Annotated in this window: 15 protein-coding genes; 8 read left to right on the top strand and 7 right to left on the bottom strand. The window is 64.6% G+C overall.

The features are described 5' to 3' along the window. The first annotated feature begins 57 nt into the window (after nucleotides 1-57). The 3 genes from secB to trpS are packed head-to-tail and all read left to right on the top strand — an operon-like array spanning nucleotide 58 to nucleotide 3,262. Nucleotides 58-570, top strand: a complete 513-nt coding sequence (gene secB / locus LK12_RS20710) for a protein-export chaperone SecB (RefSeq protein WP_039288491.1) — start codon at nucleotides 58-60, stop codon at nucleotides 568-570. A 51-nt stretch (nucleotides 571-621) separates the two neighbouring features. After that, nucleotides 622-2,223 carry a murein biosynthesis integral membrane protein MurJ gene (gene murJ, locus LK12_RS20715; RefSeq protein ID WP_039288494.1) on the top strand — a complete coding sequence of 534 codons (1,602 nt, stop codon included), beginning with the start codon at nucleotides 622-624 and terminating at the stop codon, nucleotides 2,221-2,223. A gap of 19 nt (nucleotides 2,224-2,242) precedes the next feature. Continuing rightward, entirely contained in the window at nucleotides 2,243-3,262 is a 1,020-nt protein-coding gene (gene trpS / locus LK12_RS20720; protein WP_039288497.1) for a tryptophan--tRNA ligase, read from the top strand. On the opposite strand, the gene LK12_RS20725 is transcribed toward trpS, so the two are convergent. Next, on the bottom strand, nucleotides 3,259-3,903 hold the full coding sequence (locus LK12_RS20725; RefSeq protein ID WP_039288500.1) for an MOSC domain-containing protein: 645 nt from the start codon (nucleotides 3,901-3,903) through the stop codon (nucleotides 3,259-3,261). The two genes, trpS and LK12_RS20725, sit on opposite strands and share 4 nt — an antisense overlap. 203 nt (nucleotides 3,904-4,106) lie before the next feature. Between LK12_RS20725 and LK12_RS20730 the strand changes: the two genes are divergently transcribed. After that, nucleotides 4,107-4,781 (top strand): DUF4136 domain-containing protein, encoded by a 675-nt coding sequence (locus LK12_RS20730; protein ID WP_039289629.1) that lies wholly within the window; start codon nucleotides 4,107-4,109, stop codon nucleotides 4,779-4,781. A gap of 123 nt (nucleotides 4,782-4,904) precedes the next feature. Beyond that, nucleotides 4,905-5,090 carry a hypothetical protein gene (locus tag LK12_RS20735; protein WP_039288503.1) on the top strand — a complete coding sequence of 62 codons (186 nt, stop codon included), beginning with the start codon at nucleotides 4,905-4,907 and terminating at the stop codon, nucleotides 5,088-5,090. A gap of 4 nt (nucleotides 5,091-5,094) precedes the next feature. On the opposite strand, the gene dut is transcribed toward LK12_RS20735, so the two are convergent. From dut to LK12_RS20760, 5 genes are read right to left on the bottom strand one after another with little or no spacing between them, the layout of a single operon-like run. Further along, nucleotides 5,095-5,577: a dUTP diphosphatase gene (gene dut / locus LK12_RS20740; protein WP_039288506.1), complete on the bottom strand. Its 483-nt coding sequence runs from the start codon at nucleotides 5,575-5,577 to the stop codon at nucleotides 5,095-5,097. Then, nucleotides 5,564-7,195, bottom strand: a complete 1,632-nt coding sequence (locus LK12_RS20745) for a phosphopantothenoylcysteine decarboxylase domain-containing protein (RefSeq protein WP_039288509.1) — start codon at nucleotides 7,193-7,195, stop codon at nucleotides 5,564-5,566. Before LK12_RS20745 ends, dut begins: the two co-directional genes overlap by 14 nt. 37 nt (nucleotides 7,196-7,232) lie before the next feature. Beyond that, the gene (locus LK12_RS20750; protein WP_231568431.1) at nucleotides 7,233-8,438 is read right to left on the bottom strand and encodes a hypothetical protein; all 1,206 of its coding nucleotides are present in this window, start codon (nucleotides 8,436-8,438) and stop codon (nucleotides 7,233-7,235) included. Further along, nucleotides 8,405-9,958 (bottom strand): 2-polyprenylphenol 6-hydroxylase, encoded by a 1,554-nt coding sequence (gene ubiB / locus LK12_RS20755; RefSeq protein WP_039288512.1) that lies wholly within the window; start codon nucleotides 9,956-9,958, stop codon nucleotides 8,405-8,407. Before ubiB ends, LK12_RS20750 begins: the two co-directional genes overlap by 34 nt. A gap of 9 nt (nucleotides 9,959-9,967) precedes the next feature. Next, entirely contained in the window at nucleotides 9,968-10,699 is a 732-nt protein-coding gene (locus tag LK12_RS20760; protein WP_039288514.1) for a class I SAM-dependent methyltransferase, read from the bottom strand. A gap of 128 nt (nucleotides 10,700-10,827) precedes the next feature. Here LK12_RS20760 and LK12_RS20765 point away from each other — a divergent pair, with 128 nt between their 5' ends. The 3 genes from LK12_RS20765 to LK12_RS20775 all read left to right on the top strand — a co-directional run bounded on the left by LK12_RS20765 (nucleotide 10,828) and on the right by LK12_RS20775 (nucleotide 15,956). Beyond that, entirely contained in the window at nucleotides 10,828-11,391 is a 564-nt protein-coding gene (locus LK12_RS20765; protein WP_039288517.1) for a TetR/AcrR family transcriptional regulator, read from the top strand. A gap of 102 nt (nucleotides 11,392-11,493) precedes the next feature. Further along, nucleotides 11,494-13,593 carry a molybdopterin-containing oxidoreductase family protein gene (locus tag LK12_RS20770; RefSeq protein ID WP_052223657.1) on the top strand — a complete coding sequence of 700 codons (2,100 nt, stop codon included), beginning with the start codon at nucleotides 11,494-11,496 and terminating at the stop codon, nucleotides 13,591-13,593. A 140-nt stretch (nucleotides 13,594-13,733) separates the two neighbouring features. Beyond that, entirely contained in the window at nucleotides 13,734-15,956 is a 2,223-nt protein-coding gene (locus LK12_RS20775) for a bifunctional diguanylate cyclase/phosphodiesterase (protein ID WP_052223658.1), read from the top strand. Nucleotides 15,957-15,967: 11 nt separating this feature from the next. Here LK12_RS20775 and LK12_RS20780 read toward each other — a convergent pair whose 3' ends face one another. Continuing rightward, nucleotides 15,968-16,438, bottom strand: a complete 471-nt coding sequence (locus LK12_RS20780) for a CYTH domain-containing protein (protein ID WP_039288519.1) — start codon at nucleotides 16,436-16,438, stop codon at nucleotides 15,968-15,970. Nucleotides 16,439-16,441: the final 3 nt, after the last annotated feature.

Raw genomic sequence — 16,441 nt, forward strand, 5'->3', positions numbered from 1 at the left:
GGCGAAAATGCTTTAGGCGCGCCGGCTAACACAGATTTCATTGCGGGAAACCTACCCATGGCCGACGAAGGCAACGTCATTTCCGATCTCAACCTTGGCAACGGCGAGGACAACGGGCCCTCGGCCGGCATCATCTCGCAGTACGTCAAGGACCTTTCGGTCGAAAATCCGAACTCGCCGCAGAGCTTTTCCTGGCAGGACCAGCCGCAGATCGACGTTCAGTTCAACATCGGCGCGCGCGCGATCGAAGGCGAAGTGCACGAAGTCGAGCTCAAGATCACCTGCACCTCCAAGGCCGAATCGGGCACGGTGTTCATTGTCGACCTGAGCTATTGCGCGCTCGTGGGCATGCGCAACCTCGAGGAAGGCCAGTCGCACGCGTTTCTCTTCGCCGAAGCGCCGCGCATCCTCTTCCCCTTCGCGCGCCGCGTGATCGCCGATGCCGTGCGCGATGCTGGTTTTGCGCCGCTCATGCTCGAGCCGATCGACTTCAACGGCCTCTATGTGCAGCAACTCCAGGCCCAGCAGCAAGCCGATGCGACGCAAGGCGAACCGGCCGGCAACGCCTGAGCCGCAAGCGCCTGACGGTCAGCGCATAGCGTCCCCGGAGCGCTTGGGCAGATGAGCCTGGTCCGCAACGTTGGCACGATCGGGGGGCTGACCGCCCTCAGCCGGGTCTTCGGGTTCGTGCGCGACATGCTGATCGCGCGCGTGCTCGGCGCCGGGATGGCGGCCGACGCCTTCCAGCTCGCCTTCGTGCTGCCCAATACCTTCCGGCGCCTCTTTGCCGAAGGCGCCTTTTCGGTGGCGTTCGTGCCGATGTACACGCGCACCCTTGCCGGAGAAGGCGGCGACGAAGCGGCGGACAGGTTCGCCAGCGACGTCCTCGGCGTTTTCATCTGGGTCCTGCTCGGATTCTCCGCCTTGGCCATGCTGGTGATGCCCGGCATCGTCTGGCTGCTGGCGCGCGAGTACCAGTCCATTCCCGGCAAGTTCGAGCTGGCCGTCACGCTTTCGCGGATAACCTTCCCCTATCTGGGGTTGGTGAGCCTGGTGGCCATGCTTTCGGGGCTGCTCAACGCCCATTCGAAATTCGCTCCGGGCGCGTTCGTGCCGGTGTTGCTCAACATTGTCCTGATCACCGGTATCCTCACCGGCTACTTCCTGCGCGAGGCTGGCGGCACCGATGTCACCGTGGCCTATGTCCAGGCCGTCGCCGTGGCCGTGGCCGGGCTGGCGCAGCTCCTCTACATGGCCTGGGCCACCCGCAAGGCCGGCGTGCGGCTGAAGATCACGATGCCCCGCCTGACGCCGGAGGTGAAGCGTCTCGGCATGCTGATCCTCCCGGCCACCTTCGGCGCCGGCGTCTATCAGATCAGCCAGTTCGTCGACACCTTCTTCGCGACTTCGCTGCCGCAGGGCTCGCTCACCCTGCTCAAGTACGCCGACCGACTGAACCAGATGCCACTGGGCATCGTCGGCATCGCTCTGGGAACCGCGATCCTGCCGATGCTCGCCCGACACATCCAGACCGGCGATTCGCGCGAGGCGCAGCGCCTCCAGGCCAACGCGGTGGAAATGGCGACGCTGCTGACCCTGCCGGCCGCGGCGGCCCTGGCGATCTGTGCCCCGGCCTTCGTCACGGCGTTCTTCGTCGGCGGCAAGATGACCGATGCCAACGGCGCCGTCATGGCCAACATCGTCGTCGCGCTGGTAATCGGGTTGCCGAGCTACGTCCTGGTAAAGGTTTTCCAGCCCGGATTCTTCAGCCGCGAAGACACGCGCACGCCGGTGTGGATCGCCGCCGGCGCACTGATCGTGAACATCGGCGTCAACATCGTCGTGGTTCCGATCTACGGCATCGTCGGCCTGGCCGCCGCGACGGCCTTCACGTCCACGCTCAACGTGCTCACGCTCTACACCATCCTGCAGATGCGGGGATGGTTCCACTTCACCGGCAAGCTCGCCGGGCGCATCGCGCGCCAGCTGGTGGCGACGGCAGCGATGAGCGCTGTCCTGCTCGTGCTGATGCCGCTGATGGCGGACCGCTATGGCGGCAACGTGTTCGAGAGGGTCTGGTCGCTAGCCGTCCTGTGCGGGGCCGGGATGGTCGTGTTCTTCAGCGTCGCCTATGCCATCGGCGCTCTCGACAAGGACCTGCTTGCCCAGCTACGGCGGCGCCGTCCGGCCGCGAAGACGGAACCGGTCGATCTTTCGGAATAACAGTCAGGCCTCTTTCCCCATGCGCATCGTCTCAGGCATCCAGCCCACCGGCAACCTGCACCTCGGCAATTACCTGGGCGCGATCCGCAACTGGGTGAAGATGCAGGACGACATGACCGCGCAAGGCGGGCAGAGCCTCTACTTCCTGGCCGACCTTCACGCGATCTCGATGCCGCACGTTCCCGCCGAGCTCGCCGCGAACACCCGCGAGATGGTTGCGGCCCTGGTGGCCTGCGGGATCGATCCGGAGCGCTCGATCCTTTTCAACCAGGCCCAGGTCCCGCAGCATGCCGAACTGCAATGGCTGCTCAACGGCACCGCCCGCATGGGCTGGCTGAACCGCATGACGCAGTGGAAGGACAAGGCCGGCAAGAACCGAGAGGGCGCCTCCGTCGCGCTGTTCACCTACCCGGTGCTGCAGGCCGCCGACGTGCTGCTCTACCAGGCTACCCACGTGCCGGTGGGCGAGGACCAGAAACAGCACCTCGAACTGGCGCGCGACATCGCCCAGAAGTTCAACAACGACTTCGCGTCCGAGGATAGCCCGGTCTTCACCCTGCCCGATCCGATCATCCCGCCCGAAGCCGCGCGCATCATGAGCCTGCGCAACGGGTCGGCGAAAATGAGCAAGTCCGATCCCTCGGACATGAGCCGGATCAACCTGACCGACGATGCCGACACGATCATGCAGAAGATCAAGAAGGCCAAGACCGATCCGGAACCGCTGCCGAGCGAGAAGGCCGGTCTGGAAGGGCGCGCCGAAGCGGCCAACCTCGTCGGTATCTACGCCGTCATGGCCGGCACCACTGTCGATGCGGTGCTGGCCGACTTCGGCGGCGAAGGCTTCGGCAAGTTCAAGCCGGCGCTGGGCGAGTTGCTGGTGGAGACGCTGGCGCCGATCAACGATCGCTTCGTGCACCTGCGCGAGGATCGCACCGCACTGGATGCCATCCTGAAGGCCGGCGCCGATAAGGCCCGGGCCCTGGCGATCCCGACGCTCGACAAGGCCTACCAGGCGCTGGGGCTCGTGCGCGGCTAGGCGCCGCCGAGCAGTTTGGCCCGCCGCGCTTTCCAGGGCTCTGCAAGAACGTCCAGCTCTCCGAGCGTTTCGAGGGCGTCGCGGTCGCGCCTGTGGTCCCCGGCGATGAGCAAGCCGAACGTGCGCGCGATGGTCCACTGGGGATGCGGCCGTTCCAGCAGGGTCATGTCGTCGCCCGCAAGGGCCTTCCCCTCCTCCAGCACGCGGTAGTACCAACCTGCCCGCCGCGCCTTCACCATCGCGGCACTGACGGCAAGGCCGCCGAAGCGGTGATCGAGCTTCCAGCAGGGTTGACGACCCTGGCTCACCTCGACGGTGGCCGTCCCGAACCGGTACCGATCCCCGATGCAGACGGTGTCCTCGGTCAGGCCATGGGTTGCAACGTTCTCACCGAAGGCACCGTATTCATCCAGCAGCGGGTGGTCGCCGATCCGATCGCGCCAGAAGGGATAGTGATGGATCGCCTTGTCGGGTCCACCGTGAACGGCGAGATCGGCCTGTTCGTCCCCGACAAGACCAAGGCGACGGACCTCGACAGGCCCGGTCACCGGCGCCTTGCCTATTGCGCTCGGTTCGTCCGATCCCCGAAAGGGCCCGGCCTTGCCGCATTGCAGGGAAAGAATGGGTATCGGACTCGTCATCTCAGCTCTCGCCACCTATATCCGAAACGGCCGCTGAAGTCGTGATCGCTTAGCGTCCAGTGAACACAATTGCACGTTCCGTCGCACGTGACCCACCATTCAACCGCTATTCATGGCGTTGTTTTTACGACAGGATCGCAAGAACCGAAGGTAGGCACCGGAGAGCGAAAACGGAGCCCTTCAGGTTCGTGGAGCTTTGTATGATGACAGACCAACCGACTTCGCATTTCGGCAAGCTGCGCCTTGCCGCGGCGGCCGTGCTGCTCATGGCGCTGGCTGCCTGCGCCACGCCGTTCAAGGCCGATGTTTCGCGATTCCAGTCGCAGTTGCCGGCACCCGCCGGACAGACCTTCGCCGTTGTGGCCGACGATCCACAACTCGCTGGCGGACTGGAGTTCGCCCAATACGCCGATCTCGTGCGCGAACGCATGGCGCGCCTCGGCTACACCCCGGTGGAAGACCCGAGCAAGGCGACCTTGATCGTTCGCTTCGACTATGGCGTGGACAATGGCCGTGAACGGGTTCGTTCGACCGGTCCTTCGGGCTACTGGGACCCTTGGTACGGTTATAGCCCCTACGGATTCTATCGTCCCTCCCGCTTCGGCTACTGGGGCGGCCCGTGGCATTATGGCTGGTACGATCCGTTCTTCGACGGCGGTCGCAACATTGAGTCCTACACCGTCTACACCAGCGGCATCTCGCTGAAGATCGACCGCGCGGCCGATGGTGAGCGCGTCTTCGAAGGCCAGGCGGAAGCCGTTTCGACTTCCAACCGCCTGCAGTACCTCGTGCCAAATCTGGTCGAAGCCATGTTCACCGGCTTCCCGGGGAACTCCGGCGAGACCGTGCGCATTACCGTCGCGCCTGAAAAGAAGTGACGTGAACTGACCCTCTCCCCTCCTGCGAATGAGAGGGAGACACCGAGGGACGGGTCCGGAGCCGAATGCGCCGGGCCCGTCCTTCGTCATTTTCGGGATACTGGAAAAAGCCGGGGTTCACGCTTGAACACGTTCATGGCCATCATGTCGCAGCTCTTCTGGGGAGTGACCGTGGGGGCGCTGACCTCCACGTTTTCGTTTTTCGCCAAGGGCGTGGCGGTGACCGCTGGCGTTTGCGGCGCTGGGTGGTGGGGTCGTCGCTGGTGGCTGGATCGCCATCGCCGCAGCCGGCCTGCGGACAAGGACTGAAACGTCAGTTCCCCAGTGAAACCACGCCGCCCGTCGAGCCGAACCCGCCTTCACCACGCACTGTTTCGTCAAGCTCCTGCACCGGTAGCCAGCTTGCGCGCGTGACCGGTGCGAGCACGAGTTGCGCCACGCGGTCGCCGCGGCGAATTTCGAAAGGCGCTGTCCCGTGGTTGATAAGGATCACCTTCACCTCGCCGCGATAGTCGGAATCGATCGTGCCGGGGGCATTGGCAACGGTAATGCCGTGCTTGAGCGCGAGACCCGACCGCGGGCGCACCTGGATCTCGAAGCCGTGCGGAATCGCAACGGCCAGCCCCGTGGCGACGGCATGGCGCGCGCCCGCAGCGATGGTGACATCCTCGGCCGAGACGACGTCCATTCCGGCCGCGCCATCGGTAGCGTAGGCCGGCAGCGCCAGTCCTTCCCCGTGGGGCAGGACCTTGATCGGCACGGGAACTTCGGTGCCGGACGTGTCAGACGAGTGCATCGGTAAACCTTTCAACGAGAATGCGCGCGACATCCTCCTTGGGCATTTCGGGAAGGGAAATCACGTCGTCCCCGCGCACGATGTGGACGGCATTGGCATCGCCGCCCATCACGTCTCCGGAAACGTCGTTGGCAATGATCCAGTCCGCGCCCTTGCGCTTGCGCTTTTCCTTGGCGTGCTTGACCACGTCCTGCGTCTCGGCCGCAAATCCGATGAGCAGCGGCGGCCGATCGGGCCGGGCGGCGACGGTAGCGAGGATATCGGGGTTTTCGGTCAGTACCAGGGCCGGTGGCGCCGATCCGCGCTTCTTGAGCTTTTCCTTGGCGACGTCTGCGGTACGCCAGTCGGCCACGGCGGCGACCATGACGGCGATGTCGGCAGGCAAGGCACGCTTAACCGCGTCGGCCATCTGCAGGGCGCTTTCGACATCCACCCTGTCGACGCCGGGAGGCGTTTCGAGATGCACCGGCCCGGCCACCAGCGTCACCCGCGCGCCGGCCCGCGCCGCGGCGGCAGCGATGGCAAAGCCCTGCTTGCCCGAGGAGCGATTGGCTATGTAGCGAACCGGATCGATCGGCTCCCACGTCGGCCCTGCCGTCACCAGGACGTGCCTGCCCTTGAGCGGGCCGTCCGCCGTAGCAGGCGGCGGCTCGACCGACCCGTCGTCGAAAGGCTGCGGGGAGCCGGCATCGTCGTAGGGCGAAACGAGGTGGTTGATGGCATCGGGATCGGTCGGCGGCGCGCTGCGAGCCGCCCCTTTCTTGGCCATCAGCAGCGAGGCTGCTGGAGCCGCCGCTTCCTTTTCGGGCGACGAACGCTGAACCGGCGGCTCTTCCTCGTGACCGAACGAGATCGCTTTCTTGGCCTTCTGCAGCCCACGCGAGATCATCGAACCGGTCAGGCCGCCCAGCCCGAGTTCCTCGGCGGCACCCGCCTCAGGTTCGGGCTCGCTGAACTCGGGCTGCCAAGGCGTACCGGGCTGCGGCTCAGGTTCAGGCAACTCTGCGGTATGGGGCAACCCTGGATGGGCAGCGGGTTCTGGCTCACTGCCGGGCAGCGGCGCGACCTCGATCGGGCCCATGCCGAGAACCCATGCGATCCGTTGCCAGATGGCAACGGGATCGGGCAGACGGCCGGGGCCGTATTCTCCGCAGGCCATCGTGCCCTCGTCGGGCTCCATCACGTCCACACCCGCCTCGCGCAGGACCTGCACGTTACGCATGGTCGCCGGGTGCTGCCACATCCGCACATTCATCGCGGGCACGGCCATCACCGGCTTGTCGGTCGCCAGCAGCATCGTGGTCGCGAGATCGTCGGCAATACCAGACGCCATCTTGGCCATGAGATCGGCAGTCGCCGGACAGACCACGACCAGGTCGGCCTCGCGGCTAAGCTGGATATGCCCCATCTCCGCCTCGTTCTTGAGGTCCCACAAGGTGGTGTAGACGGGTTTTTCGGACAGCGCGGCGAGTGCCATGGGCGTGACGAACTTCGTGCCGGCCTCGGTCACCACGCACGTGACGTCACCGCCCTCCTTGCGGATGGTACGGACGAGTTCGCAGGCCTTGTAGGCGGCTATGCCGCCGCCGACGACCAGAAGGATCCTAGGTCCACTCATGCTCGGGGCTTGTGCAACAGCGGGCACGGACACGCAATTAATTTACGGCTGAAACCGCCGACCGGGGCCGGAGATGCGCCGCGGAGGCCAGTTGGGAAAGCGCCCTGGGGGCAAAGACGATCCCGGCGAACAGGGCAGGCGCGATCATCGCCCCCCAGTAGAAATTGTCCCAGCGGCCCGCGAGCATGAAGGCAAGCCCGTATCCGGCCCCGAGCAGGAATGCGAACAGGCCGGCACGCCCCTTCATGCCGAGCCAGCCGAAGGTCATCAGCACGACGGCAGGTCCCGCCAGGAAGTGCGGAAGCCAGCGCAGGTTGCTCGCCTGGACGACGTTGGCCAGCCAACCCGACAAGCCGCGCACGACCAGCCACGGGGCGGAATGCGGATCGCTGGGCAGGACGTCGCGCGATACCAGCGACAGGTGGAGCCACAGCGCGGCGAAAAACACCGCGACCAGGGCCGACCACGCGGCCGCCTCGCGCCAGTTGCGGTACCACAGCGCGGTCGCTGCCAGCAGCAGCACGAAGGGCAGCGTATGCTCGCGGATCGCAAGCGCCAGCGCCGCCGCACAGAAGGCCGCGATCCATTTACCGCCGCGGCCGTCCACTCCGATGCGGTGCAGGCCTAGGGCAAGCGCGATCAGGCCGCCTGCCCACAGTTCGTGCAGCGGGAAGTAGTGCCGGTTGAGTCCGAGCGATGCGCCGACGAAAACCATCGCCGTCGCCATGCGCTGCAACCGCGGTGAAACGCCCTCCTCGCCAAACCGGCGCCACCACGCGGCAACGATGCCGAGCATCAGGGCCATGGCCGCGGCGATCTGGCCGGACGTGCCCAGCCAGGCGTCGAGATAGGCAAGCGTCGGCAGGCGGACTGCAAGCCCGGGATTTACGGGATAGTCGCGCGCGCGCTGTTCGGAGACGATGAAGTCGTAGTAGTTTTCGCCTTTGGCGATACGGTCGATCGCTACCTCGTAGAGCGCGATGTCCTCGTCATAGGGCTCTTGCGCTGCATCGGGACTTGCGGCCGTCGAGACCGGGCCTTCCACCGGACCCAGCCAGGGGGAGCGGCTGGTCGACTTGGCGACGGGAACCAGGGCCGACGCGAGCAGCAGCAAGGCCAGCGTTGCCAGGACGATTCGGGCCAGTGCAGGGGACCAGTCGGCGAAACGGCCAGCGTCCCCGGCCCCGGCAAGATCACGCCTGCCCTCGGCTAGCTCAGGAAACTCCAGTACGTGAACGCCCATGCGACAGCACCCCCCAGGATTGCTGCCACACCATACCCTACCCAATGGTTACTTTCGCGTTTACGCGACCAGATCAGCTCGACTTCCGGCAACGGCGCCTGCTCCGGAGCACCGCCCTTGGGGGGGAATTTCTCCTCGATCCGTCGTACCAGCGCAGGCAGCCGTGCCAGCGTGCCGATATCCTCGCGCAGCCGGTCGACAATCACCGTTTCCGGGCCGAGTTCGTCGCGGATCCAGCCTTTCACGAAGGGTGCCGAAACGTCCCACATGTTGATGTCGGGATCGAGAGCGGTCGCCAGCCCCTCGACCATGACCATGGTCTTCTGCAACAGCAGCAGGTGGGGCTGCACCTGCATGTCGAAATCGCGCGTGATGGCAAAGAGCCCGTCGAGCATCTGTCCCACCGACAGTTCGCTCACCGGTTTGCCCCGCATCGGCTCGCCCACGGCCCGCAGCGACGAGGCGAAGTCCTCTACCGAGTGATAGGCCGGCACGTACTGTGCCTCGAAGTGGATCTCGGCGACGCGGCGATAATTGCCGGTGGTGAGACCATAGAGGATTTCCGCCAGCCACAGCCGCGCCTGCCGGTTGATGCGGCCCATGATCCCGAAGTCGATGGCGACGATGGTCCCGTCCGCACGCACGAACAGGTTGCCCTGATGCATGTCGGCATGGAAGAAACCGCACGAGATCGCCTGCGTGAGGAAGGTCAGCACCAGGGTACTCGCCAGTGCGGGCAAGTCGTGCCCGGCGGCACGCAGCCCCTCGATATCGCTCATCTTGATGCCGTCGATCCACTCGACGGTCAGCACCGAACCGTTGGTCCGGTCCCAATCGATGTCGGGAATGCAGTACCCTTCGATCCCCTTCATCATCTCGGCCAGCTCGGAGGCAGAGGCCGCCTCGCGCCGCAGGTCTAGTTCGCGCAGGGTCCAGCGCTTGAGGTTGGCGATCACGGCGCGCGGGCGTAGCCGGGCCGCCTCGCCGCCCAGCGCTTCGAGATGTGCCGCGGCCCACTCGTAGGTCTCCACATCGCGCGTGAACTGCTCACGAATGCGCGGACGCAGGACCTTGACGGCAACCGTGCGGCCGTCCGTCGTCACCGCGCGGTGAACCTGTGCGATCGACGCTGCCCCGATGGGCTGCTCGTCGATGCTCGAAAACAAGGCTTCGAGCGGCCTTTCGAAGGTTTCTTCGATCTGCGCCCGGATTTCGGCGAACGGCACCGGCGGCAAGCTGTCCTGCAAGGTCAGGAGGTTGCGCGCGGGCCCTTCGCCGACCAGATCGGGCCGCGTCGCCAGCGCTTGACCAAGCTTGATGGCGGCGGGCCCGATTTCCTGAAAGGCCCCGGCGTAGTCGGGCTCATTGCCCTGCCGCGCCCCGAACCGCGCGATCCGGCAAAGCCGCTTGACCGGGCCGGGGGCATTGCGGTCGTTCTCGATGCCGCGCAGGGCACCGTGCCGTGCCAGCACGCGACCCCATTTAACGAGCCGGGCGATGTGGGTAATCGGTCTCGTCACAGTGGCTGCTCAGACCTTCCAGCCCGAGTGGATCGCCACGAGCCCGCCCATGATCGGCTCGACTCTGGTATGCTTGAACCCGGCCTTGCGGATCATCGCCTCGAATTCCGGCATCGGCGGGAACCGGCGGATCGATTCGATCAGGTAGCGATAGGAATCGGCATCCCCCGCTACCATCTGGCCGATCTTCGGAACCAGCTTGTGCGAATAGCCGTCGTAGATTTCCTTGAAGCCCGGCCATTCGGTGGTCGAGAATTCAAGGCAGAAGAAGCGCCCGCCGTATTTGAGGACGCGGAACGCCTCAGCCAGAGCCTTGTCGATATGCGTCACGTTGCGGATGCCGAAGGCGATGGTGTAGGCATCGAAGAAACGGTCCGGAAAGGTGAGTTCCTCGGCGTTCTGGCGCGACCACACGAGGCCATCCAGCCCCCGCTGCACCGCGCGATCTATGCCGACGTCGAGCATGTCCTGGTTGATGTCGGACACGGTTATCAGCGCGCCCGATTTCGCCATGCGGAAGGCAATGTCGCCTGTGCCGCCCGCCATGTCGAGAATATGCTCGCCCTCGCGCGGCTTCACCCGCCGGACGAACTTGTCCTTCCACAAGCGGTGCATGCCTGCCGACATGGCATCGTTCATCATGTCGTACTTGCGCGCGACGGAAGAGAAGACCGCGCCGACGCGCTGCTCCTTTTCGTCGGCACTGACCTCTTCGTAGCCGAAGGAAACGGTATCGCTCATGGGCGGGGCTTTAGGCGGAATCGCGCCCGGCGCAAAGGGAGATACGGCAATCCGTCCGCCACAGGGCCAGCGCGTCCGCAACCAGCCGGCAACTTGTGTGCAGACGCACCGCCTCCTAAGCCATCGCCATGGAAGCCAAGCGCGAACCTCGACGCCGCGATCCCGCCAAGACGCAGGCCCGTATCCTGGACGCGGCCTTCGCGCTGTTCTCGTCGCAGGGCTACGCGAAGACCGGCATGCGCGAAGTGGCGGAAAAGGCCGGCGTCGCCACATCACTGGTCGTGCGCTACTTCGGCACCAAGGCGGCACTGTTCGAACAGGCGCTGGTCCGTGCGCTCTATGCCAAGGGCTTTTTCGTCCGCACGAAGGACAACTTCGGCGAGGAAATGGCCCGCCTCGTCATCAAGGACGAGGAGGCGCGAATCCCGGCAATGATGGTGCTCGCTATCGCCGATCCCGAATCGCGCGATATCGCCCGGAAAGTAACCGAACAGGTCGTCCTGCAATCGCTCGCTGACTGGCTTGGACCGCCCGATGCACGGACGCGCGCGCTCAACATGCTCACGCTGATGAACGGTTTCACCATCCAGACCCGGCACCTGCGATCGGGCGATATTCCGCCGGAAACCGTGCGCTGGTTTGCCCGGTCCTTGCAGGCGATCGTCGACGAGGGGCGCGCCGAGACGACCTAGCAATCCGCTTGCGCGTCGTGACCGCCTCATGGTAATTGGTACAGGTGTACACTTAAGGACCGTGACAGGTCCGAAAGCACCGCCCGAGGGAGAGGCACGGTCATGGCAACGCGACACATCGAGTACGGCGAGGTAGAGGCGCAGCCGCTTGCGGTGGAAGCCGAAGAAGGCGACCGGATCGAGCACAAGCGCACCTATTGCAAGGTCTGCATGACCAGTTGCGGCCTTATCGCCGAAGTCGCCAACGACGAGAAGATCCTCAAGGTAAAGGCCGACCCGGATCATCCGATCACGCAGGGTTACAGTTGCCCGAAGGGCCGCGCGACCGGCCAGATCCATCACCTTGACCATGCCATCACCAGGCCGATGATGCGCAAGGACGGCGAACTCGTCGAAGTCTCGTGGGACGAAGCCCTCGACGATATCGGCACACGGCTGCGCACGGTGATCGACGAGCATGGCCCGGATTCGGTGGGCATGTACTTCGGTAGCGGGCTGGGTCTCGATTCGGCCGGCTATTCGATGGAAGAGGCCTTCTACAAGGCACTGGGCACACCGCCGAAGTTCACCCCGCTGACCAACGACACCACCGCCAAGGTGATGATCGCGGGGGCCATGGCCAAGTTCTACGGCATCAACCCCAAGACCGACTACGACAACTGCCAGATGGTGCTCTATGTCGGCACCAACCCGATGGTGAGCCACGCGCACAACACCGGCATGTTCAAGCCCGGCAACTGGCTCAAGGCGATCAACAAGCGCGGCGGCGAAGTCTGGGTGATCGACCCGGTGCGCACCGAAACCGCCAACTTCGCGAAGGGCCATATCGCCGCCTATCCCGGTCGCGACTACGCCGTGCTGGCCTGGATCGTGCGCGAGATTCTCGCCGACGGTCCGCTCGATCCGCAGCAGCCGGTGCAGAACCTAGACCGTTTGCGCGCCCTGCTCGCGGATTACGGCCGCGCCAAGGCCGCCGAGATCGCCGGTGTGCCCGAAGAGCAGCTGCAGGAGCTGCTGGACGCCATTCGCCGCCACAAAATTCTGGCGATCGAGACCGGCACGGGTACCGGCATGTCGCCGGGCGGAAACCTCACGGTCTGGTTCGCCTGGCTGATCATGATCCTGACGGGATCGATGAATGTGGAGGGCGGGCTGTGGATCCACCCCGGCGCGCTGTTTCCCTTCGACCAGTTCGTCGATCACCTCCCGTTGCTGGAAAGCGCCTTCACCCCCGGCTCGCACGTGCGTCCCGATGTGAAGGGCATCCTCAACGACTGGCCCTGCGCCGTGCTGCCGCAGGAGATCGAGCAGGGCTACATGCACGCCCTGTTCAACTTCGGCGGCCACCTGTTCCGCTCGTTTCCGGACGTACATGCACTGGAAGCCGCACTTCCCAAGCTCGATCTGCTGGTCAGCACCGAGATCACGCACAACGAGCTGAGCCCCTATTGCACCCATATCCTGCCGACCAAGAGCACGGTGGAGCGCAACGAGTTCACGCGCTGGGACACGCTCAACTGGAGCGTAAATCTCCAGTACGCCCCCGCCCTCGTCAAACCGATGGGCGAGCGGCGCTCGGCCTGGTGGGTGATCTCGCAGTTCATGCGCCGCGCCGACCTGCCGGTGCCGAACCATGTGCCGCAGGAGCACAGCGACGAGAACGACGAACTGATGCAGGCCTCGCTACTCGCCACTGCCCGCTGTTCCTGGGAGGAACTGAAGGAAAAGCGCGTCGTCGAATTCCCGATGGACCTGCCCGCAGCCTGGGTCGACCGGCTATTCGAACGCAACGGCGGTTGGGAACTGGTGCCCGACGAACTGGAAGCACAATGGCTCCAGTTCCGCGCCGAGGACGAAGCCAGCCTCGGCAAGCCCAAGCCGCTGGTTTACACCTCGCGCCGGCAGCGCCGGAAGTTCAACGGCCAGATCGGCTTTCTGGGCGAGATTGCGGATTGCCTGATCCATCCCGATACGGCCGCAGACCACCGCATAAGTGACGGCCAGAAAGTGCGCGTTTGGAACAAATCCGGCGAGATCGTCGTCACGGCCAAGATCGCTCCCTCCATGCGCCCAGGCGTCTGTTCTATCCCGCACGGCCACCGGGACGCGAACGTGAACAACCTGACCTGTACGCATGACATGGACCCGCTGGGGGGGATGGCGCACTACAGTGCCGTGCCGATCTCCATCGAGCCGGCCTAGGTGGAGCCAGCCCGGTGCTGCGCGACGGGGCTGCCGGCAAGGTCCTGACCTGCCTTAGCATTTCTTTAGCGAGATGTCCTGTAAGCAGTCGCTCCCGGCCGTGAACGAACAGCCGGGCAGGCTGTACGGGGTCGCGACAATTGAGCTTCAAGCCCGGCAATGCAGAAACCTCCCGGCGTCACCAGTTGCTGGTGCCGATCGCCGCGATGAGCTTTGGCATGCTCGGACTGCTGGTTCTGCTGGGCACGTTCCTCATCGTCTCGTTCGACAGGACCGCTTCGCAACGCGAGCAGCACATGGTTGAACAGGGCTTCCAGCGCCTGCTCGAACAGTATCAGGAAATTATCGTTCCCCAGGCCGACTGGGACGCAGCCGTCGCCAAACTCGATCACGAATTCGACCCCGAGTTTGCCGACGTCAATTTCGGATCGCAGCTCTTCACGTTCTACGGCTTCACTCGCACCTTCTTCGTGAACGGGGAAGGCAAAGTCATCTACGCCTCCGTTGAAGGCAAGCACGTGGACAACAAGGCCTTTCAGCCGTTCGCCAACGTCACCGCGCAATTGCTTGTCCCGATCCGCAAGGCCGAAACAGAGCGGCCGCCGATCAAGCCCGACGAGTCCGGTGAAAGCACGGTGACCAAGCCCATTCAGGCCAACGGCACGGTCCGTATCGGGGACACGGTCTACATCGTGATAGCGACGCTGATCCAACCCGATCTCGGCCTGGTCATGCCCAAGGGGCCGCGAGCCCCCGTCGCGATCACGGCCATGCCGATCGATCGCGCGACGCTTCACACTTTCGCCTCGCGATACCTCGTCGACGACCTCGAACTGGTCGGTGCCGGCGCGGACGTCATGGGCAAGGCATACTTCAGGCTCCTGTGCCCTTCCGGCCGCGAAATCGCCGCACTCGCGTGGACACCCCGACGGCCTGGCATCCTGCTGCTGAAGAAACTGCTGCTACCGATGCTGGGCGCGCTGATTCTCCTTGCATTTGGCGCATGGGTGCTGGTCCGGCGCAGCGGCATCATCGTCGACGAACTGATCCTCAATGAGAAGCAGGCCAAGCACCTCGCCTATCACGATCAGCTGACCTGCGTCCCGAACCGTACGCTGCTGTTCGAACGCCTGCCCGGCATGTTGAGCGCGATCGGTCGCGAGACACCGATGCTGGCCATCCTCTGCGTCGATCTGGACCGCTTCAAGGAAGTGAACGATACTCTGGGCCACGACGCCGGCGACCTCGTGCTCAAGACGCTTGCAGATCGCCTGCAGGCGCTGTCGCAAGACATCCCGGGCTCTTTCGTCGCGCGGCTGGGAGGCGACGAATTCGTGCTCATCTGCCCGGTGCGGGAACATCCCCATGCACGAGATCTGGCAGATCGCTGCCTCGAGCGCATCGTAAAGCCGATAGACTGCGATTATGGCCAAATCGACGTCGGCGGGTCAATCGGCGTAGCGCTGATAGAGGACGGAACGGTTGCCCCTTCGCTGGTCCTGCGCCATGCGGACATGGCCCTCTACCAGGCGAAGGCCGAGGGGAAGGGTCAGGTTACCTTCTTCGAACCGGGCATGGCGGAAGCCTTCCGGACACGCCGCACCCTGGAAGACAATCTTCGCGCAGCCCTGCCGCGAGACGATTTCCACATGGTCTATCAACCGCAGGTCGATCTCGCCGGCGAGGTTTCCGCCGTCGAGGCACTGCTGCGCTGGAAGCACCCGGATCTCGGTGACATTTCGCCATCGGTTTTCATCCCGCTGGCGGAGGAAACCGGACTGATCATGGCGATCGGCGAAATCGTCATGCGAAAGGTATTCGAGGAAACTGCGCACTGGCAGAACGTGCGCATCGCCATCAATATTTCCGCAGTCCAGATGCGCACTCCCGGCTTTGCGACACGAGTCATGCAACTGGCCACAAGAGCGGGAATTGATCCGTCGCGCTACGAGATCGAACTGACCGAGACGGCCCTTCTGGGCGACGGCCCGGCCACCACCGAGAACTTCGAAATCCTCCGGCGGCTGGGCTTTTCCATCGTCCTCGACGACTTCGGCACCGGCTATTCCAGCCTCAGCCTGCTGCACCGCTTCCGCGTCGACAAGATCAAGATCGACCAGACCTTCGTAAGCGGCGTGGACGAGAGCACAGAGGTCAATGCCCTGGTCGGCGCGATCGTGAAGCTTGCTCGGTCCTTCGATCTTGGCGTCATCGCCGAAGGGGTAGAGACGGAAGAACAGCGCAGGCACCTCACCTTGGTGGGCTGCACGGAATTCCAGGGCTTCCTTACAGGCAAGCCGGCGCCCGCAGGCGAAATCGCCGCCCTGTTCGAATCCTCCGCGATCCTGCTGCGCCAGGCCTAGGGCGAGGCCCGTCAGTCCCGCTGCGCCAGGGCAGCGTTGCTGTATGCCGGATCGTCGGTCACTTCGCGTCCCAGCCAACGAGGCTGCACGAACTCTTCATCGGGCGCACTAAGTTCGATTTCTGCGAGCACCAGTCCCTCGTGGGTGCCGGAAAAGACGTCTACCTCCCAGGTACGCCCGTTTTCGGCGGGAACCAGGTGCCTGGTCTTCTCCACCACCCGGCCGATGCGAAGGTCCAGCATCGCGAGACCTTCCTCGAGCGGAATGGCGTATTCGAACTCTGCTCGAGACAGCGCCGGGCCGTCTCCGTGCGGCATCGCCTTCACGGTCAGCCGAGCGCTGCAGTCGTCGACCACGCGCACGCGCACGCTCGCCATGCCGTTCTTGCAGAGATAGGCTTGGCGGATGCGCCTGGCGCCGGAGACCCCGGTACGCCAGGTGTCGTCCGCGACGAGAAACTTGCGCTCGATTTCTACAGCCATGCC

Origin of the sequence: Novosphingobium malaysiense, assembly GCF_000802225.1 — a bacterium.
In the GTDB taxonomy this organism is placed as follows: Bacteria; Pseudomonadota; Alphaproteobacteria; order Sphingomonadales; family Sphingomonadaceae; genus Novosphingobium; species Novosphingobium malaysiense.

What these genes read in the sequence shown, in the direction of transcription:
- secB (WP_039288491.1), top strand. Translation starts at nt 58, where the DNA reads ATGGCCGACGAAGGCAACGTCATTTCCGATCTCAACCTTGGCAACGGC.
- murJ (WP_039288494.1), top strand. Translation starts at nt 622, where the DNA reads ATGAGCCTGGTCCGCAACGTTGGCACGATCGGGGGGCTGACCGCCCTC.
- trpS (WP_039288497.1), top strand. Translation starts at nt 2,243, where the DNA reads ATGCGCATCGTCTCAGGCATCCAGCCCACCGGCAACCTGCACCTCGGC.
- LK12_RS20725 (WP_039288500.1), bottom strand. Translation starts at nt 3,903, where the DNA reads ATGACGAGTCCGATACCCATTCTTTCCCTGCAATGCGGCAAGGCCGGG.
- LK12_RS20730 (WP_039289629.1), top strand. Translation starts at nt 4,107, where the DNA reads ATGACAGACCAACCGACTTCGCATTTCGGCAAGCTGCGCCTTGCCGCG.
- dut (WP_039288506.1), bottom strand. Translation starts at nt 5,577, where the DNA reads ATGCACTCGTCTGACACGTCCGGCACCGAAGTTCCCGTGCCGATCAAG.
- LK12_RS20745 (WP_039288509.1), bottom strand. Translation starts at nt 7,195, where the DNA reads ATGAGTGGACCTAGGATCCTTCTGGTCGTCGGCGGCGGCATAGCCGCC.
- LK12_RS20750 (WP_231568431.1), bottom strand. Translation starts at nt 8,438, where the DNA reads ATGGGCGTTCACGTACTGGAGTTTCCTGAGCTAGCCGAGGGCAGGCGT.
- LK12_RS20760 (WP_039288514.1), bottom strand. Translation starts at nt 10,699, where the DNA reads ATGAGCGATACCGTTTCCTTCGGCTACGAAGAGGTCAGTGCCGACGAA.
- LK12_RS20765 (WP_039288517.1), top strand. Translation starts at nt 10,828, where the DNA reads ATGGAAGCCAAGCGCGAACCTCGACGCCGCGATCCCGCCAAGACGCAG.
- LK12_RS20770 (WP_052223657.1), top strand. Translation starts at nt 11,494, where the DNA reads ATGGCAACGCGACACATCGAGTACGGCGAGGTAGAGGCGCAGCCGCTT.
- LK12_RS20780 (WP_039288519.1), bottom strand. Translation starts at nt 16,438, where the DNA reads ATGGCTGTAGAAATCGAGCGCAAGTTTCTCGTCGCGGACGACACCTGG.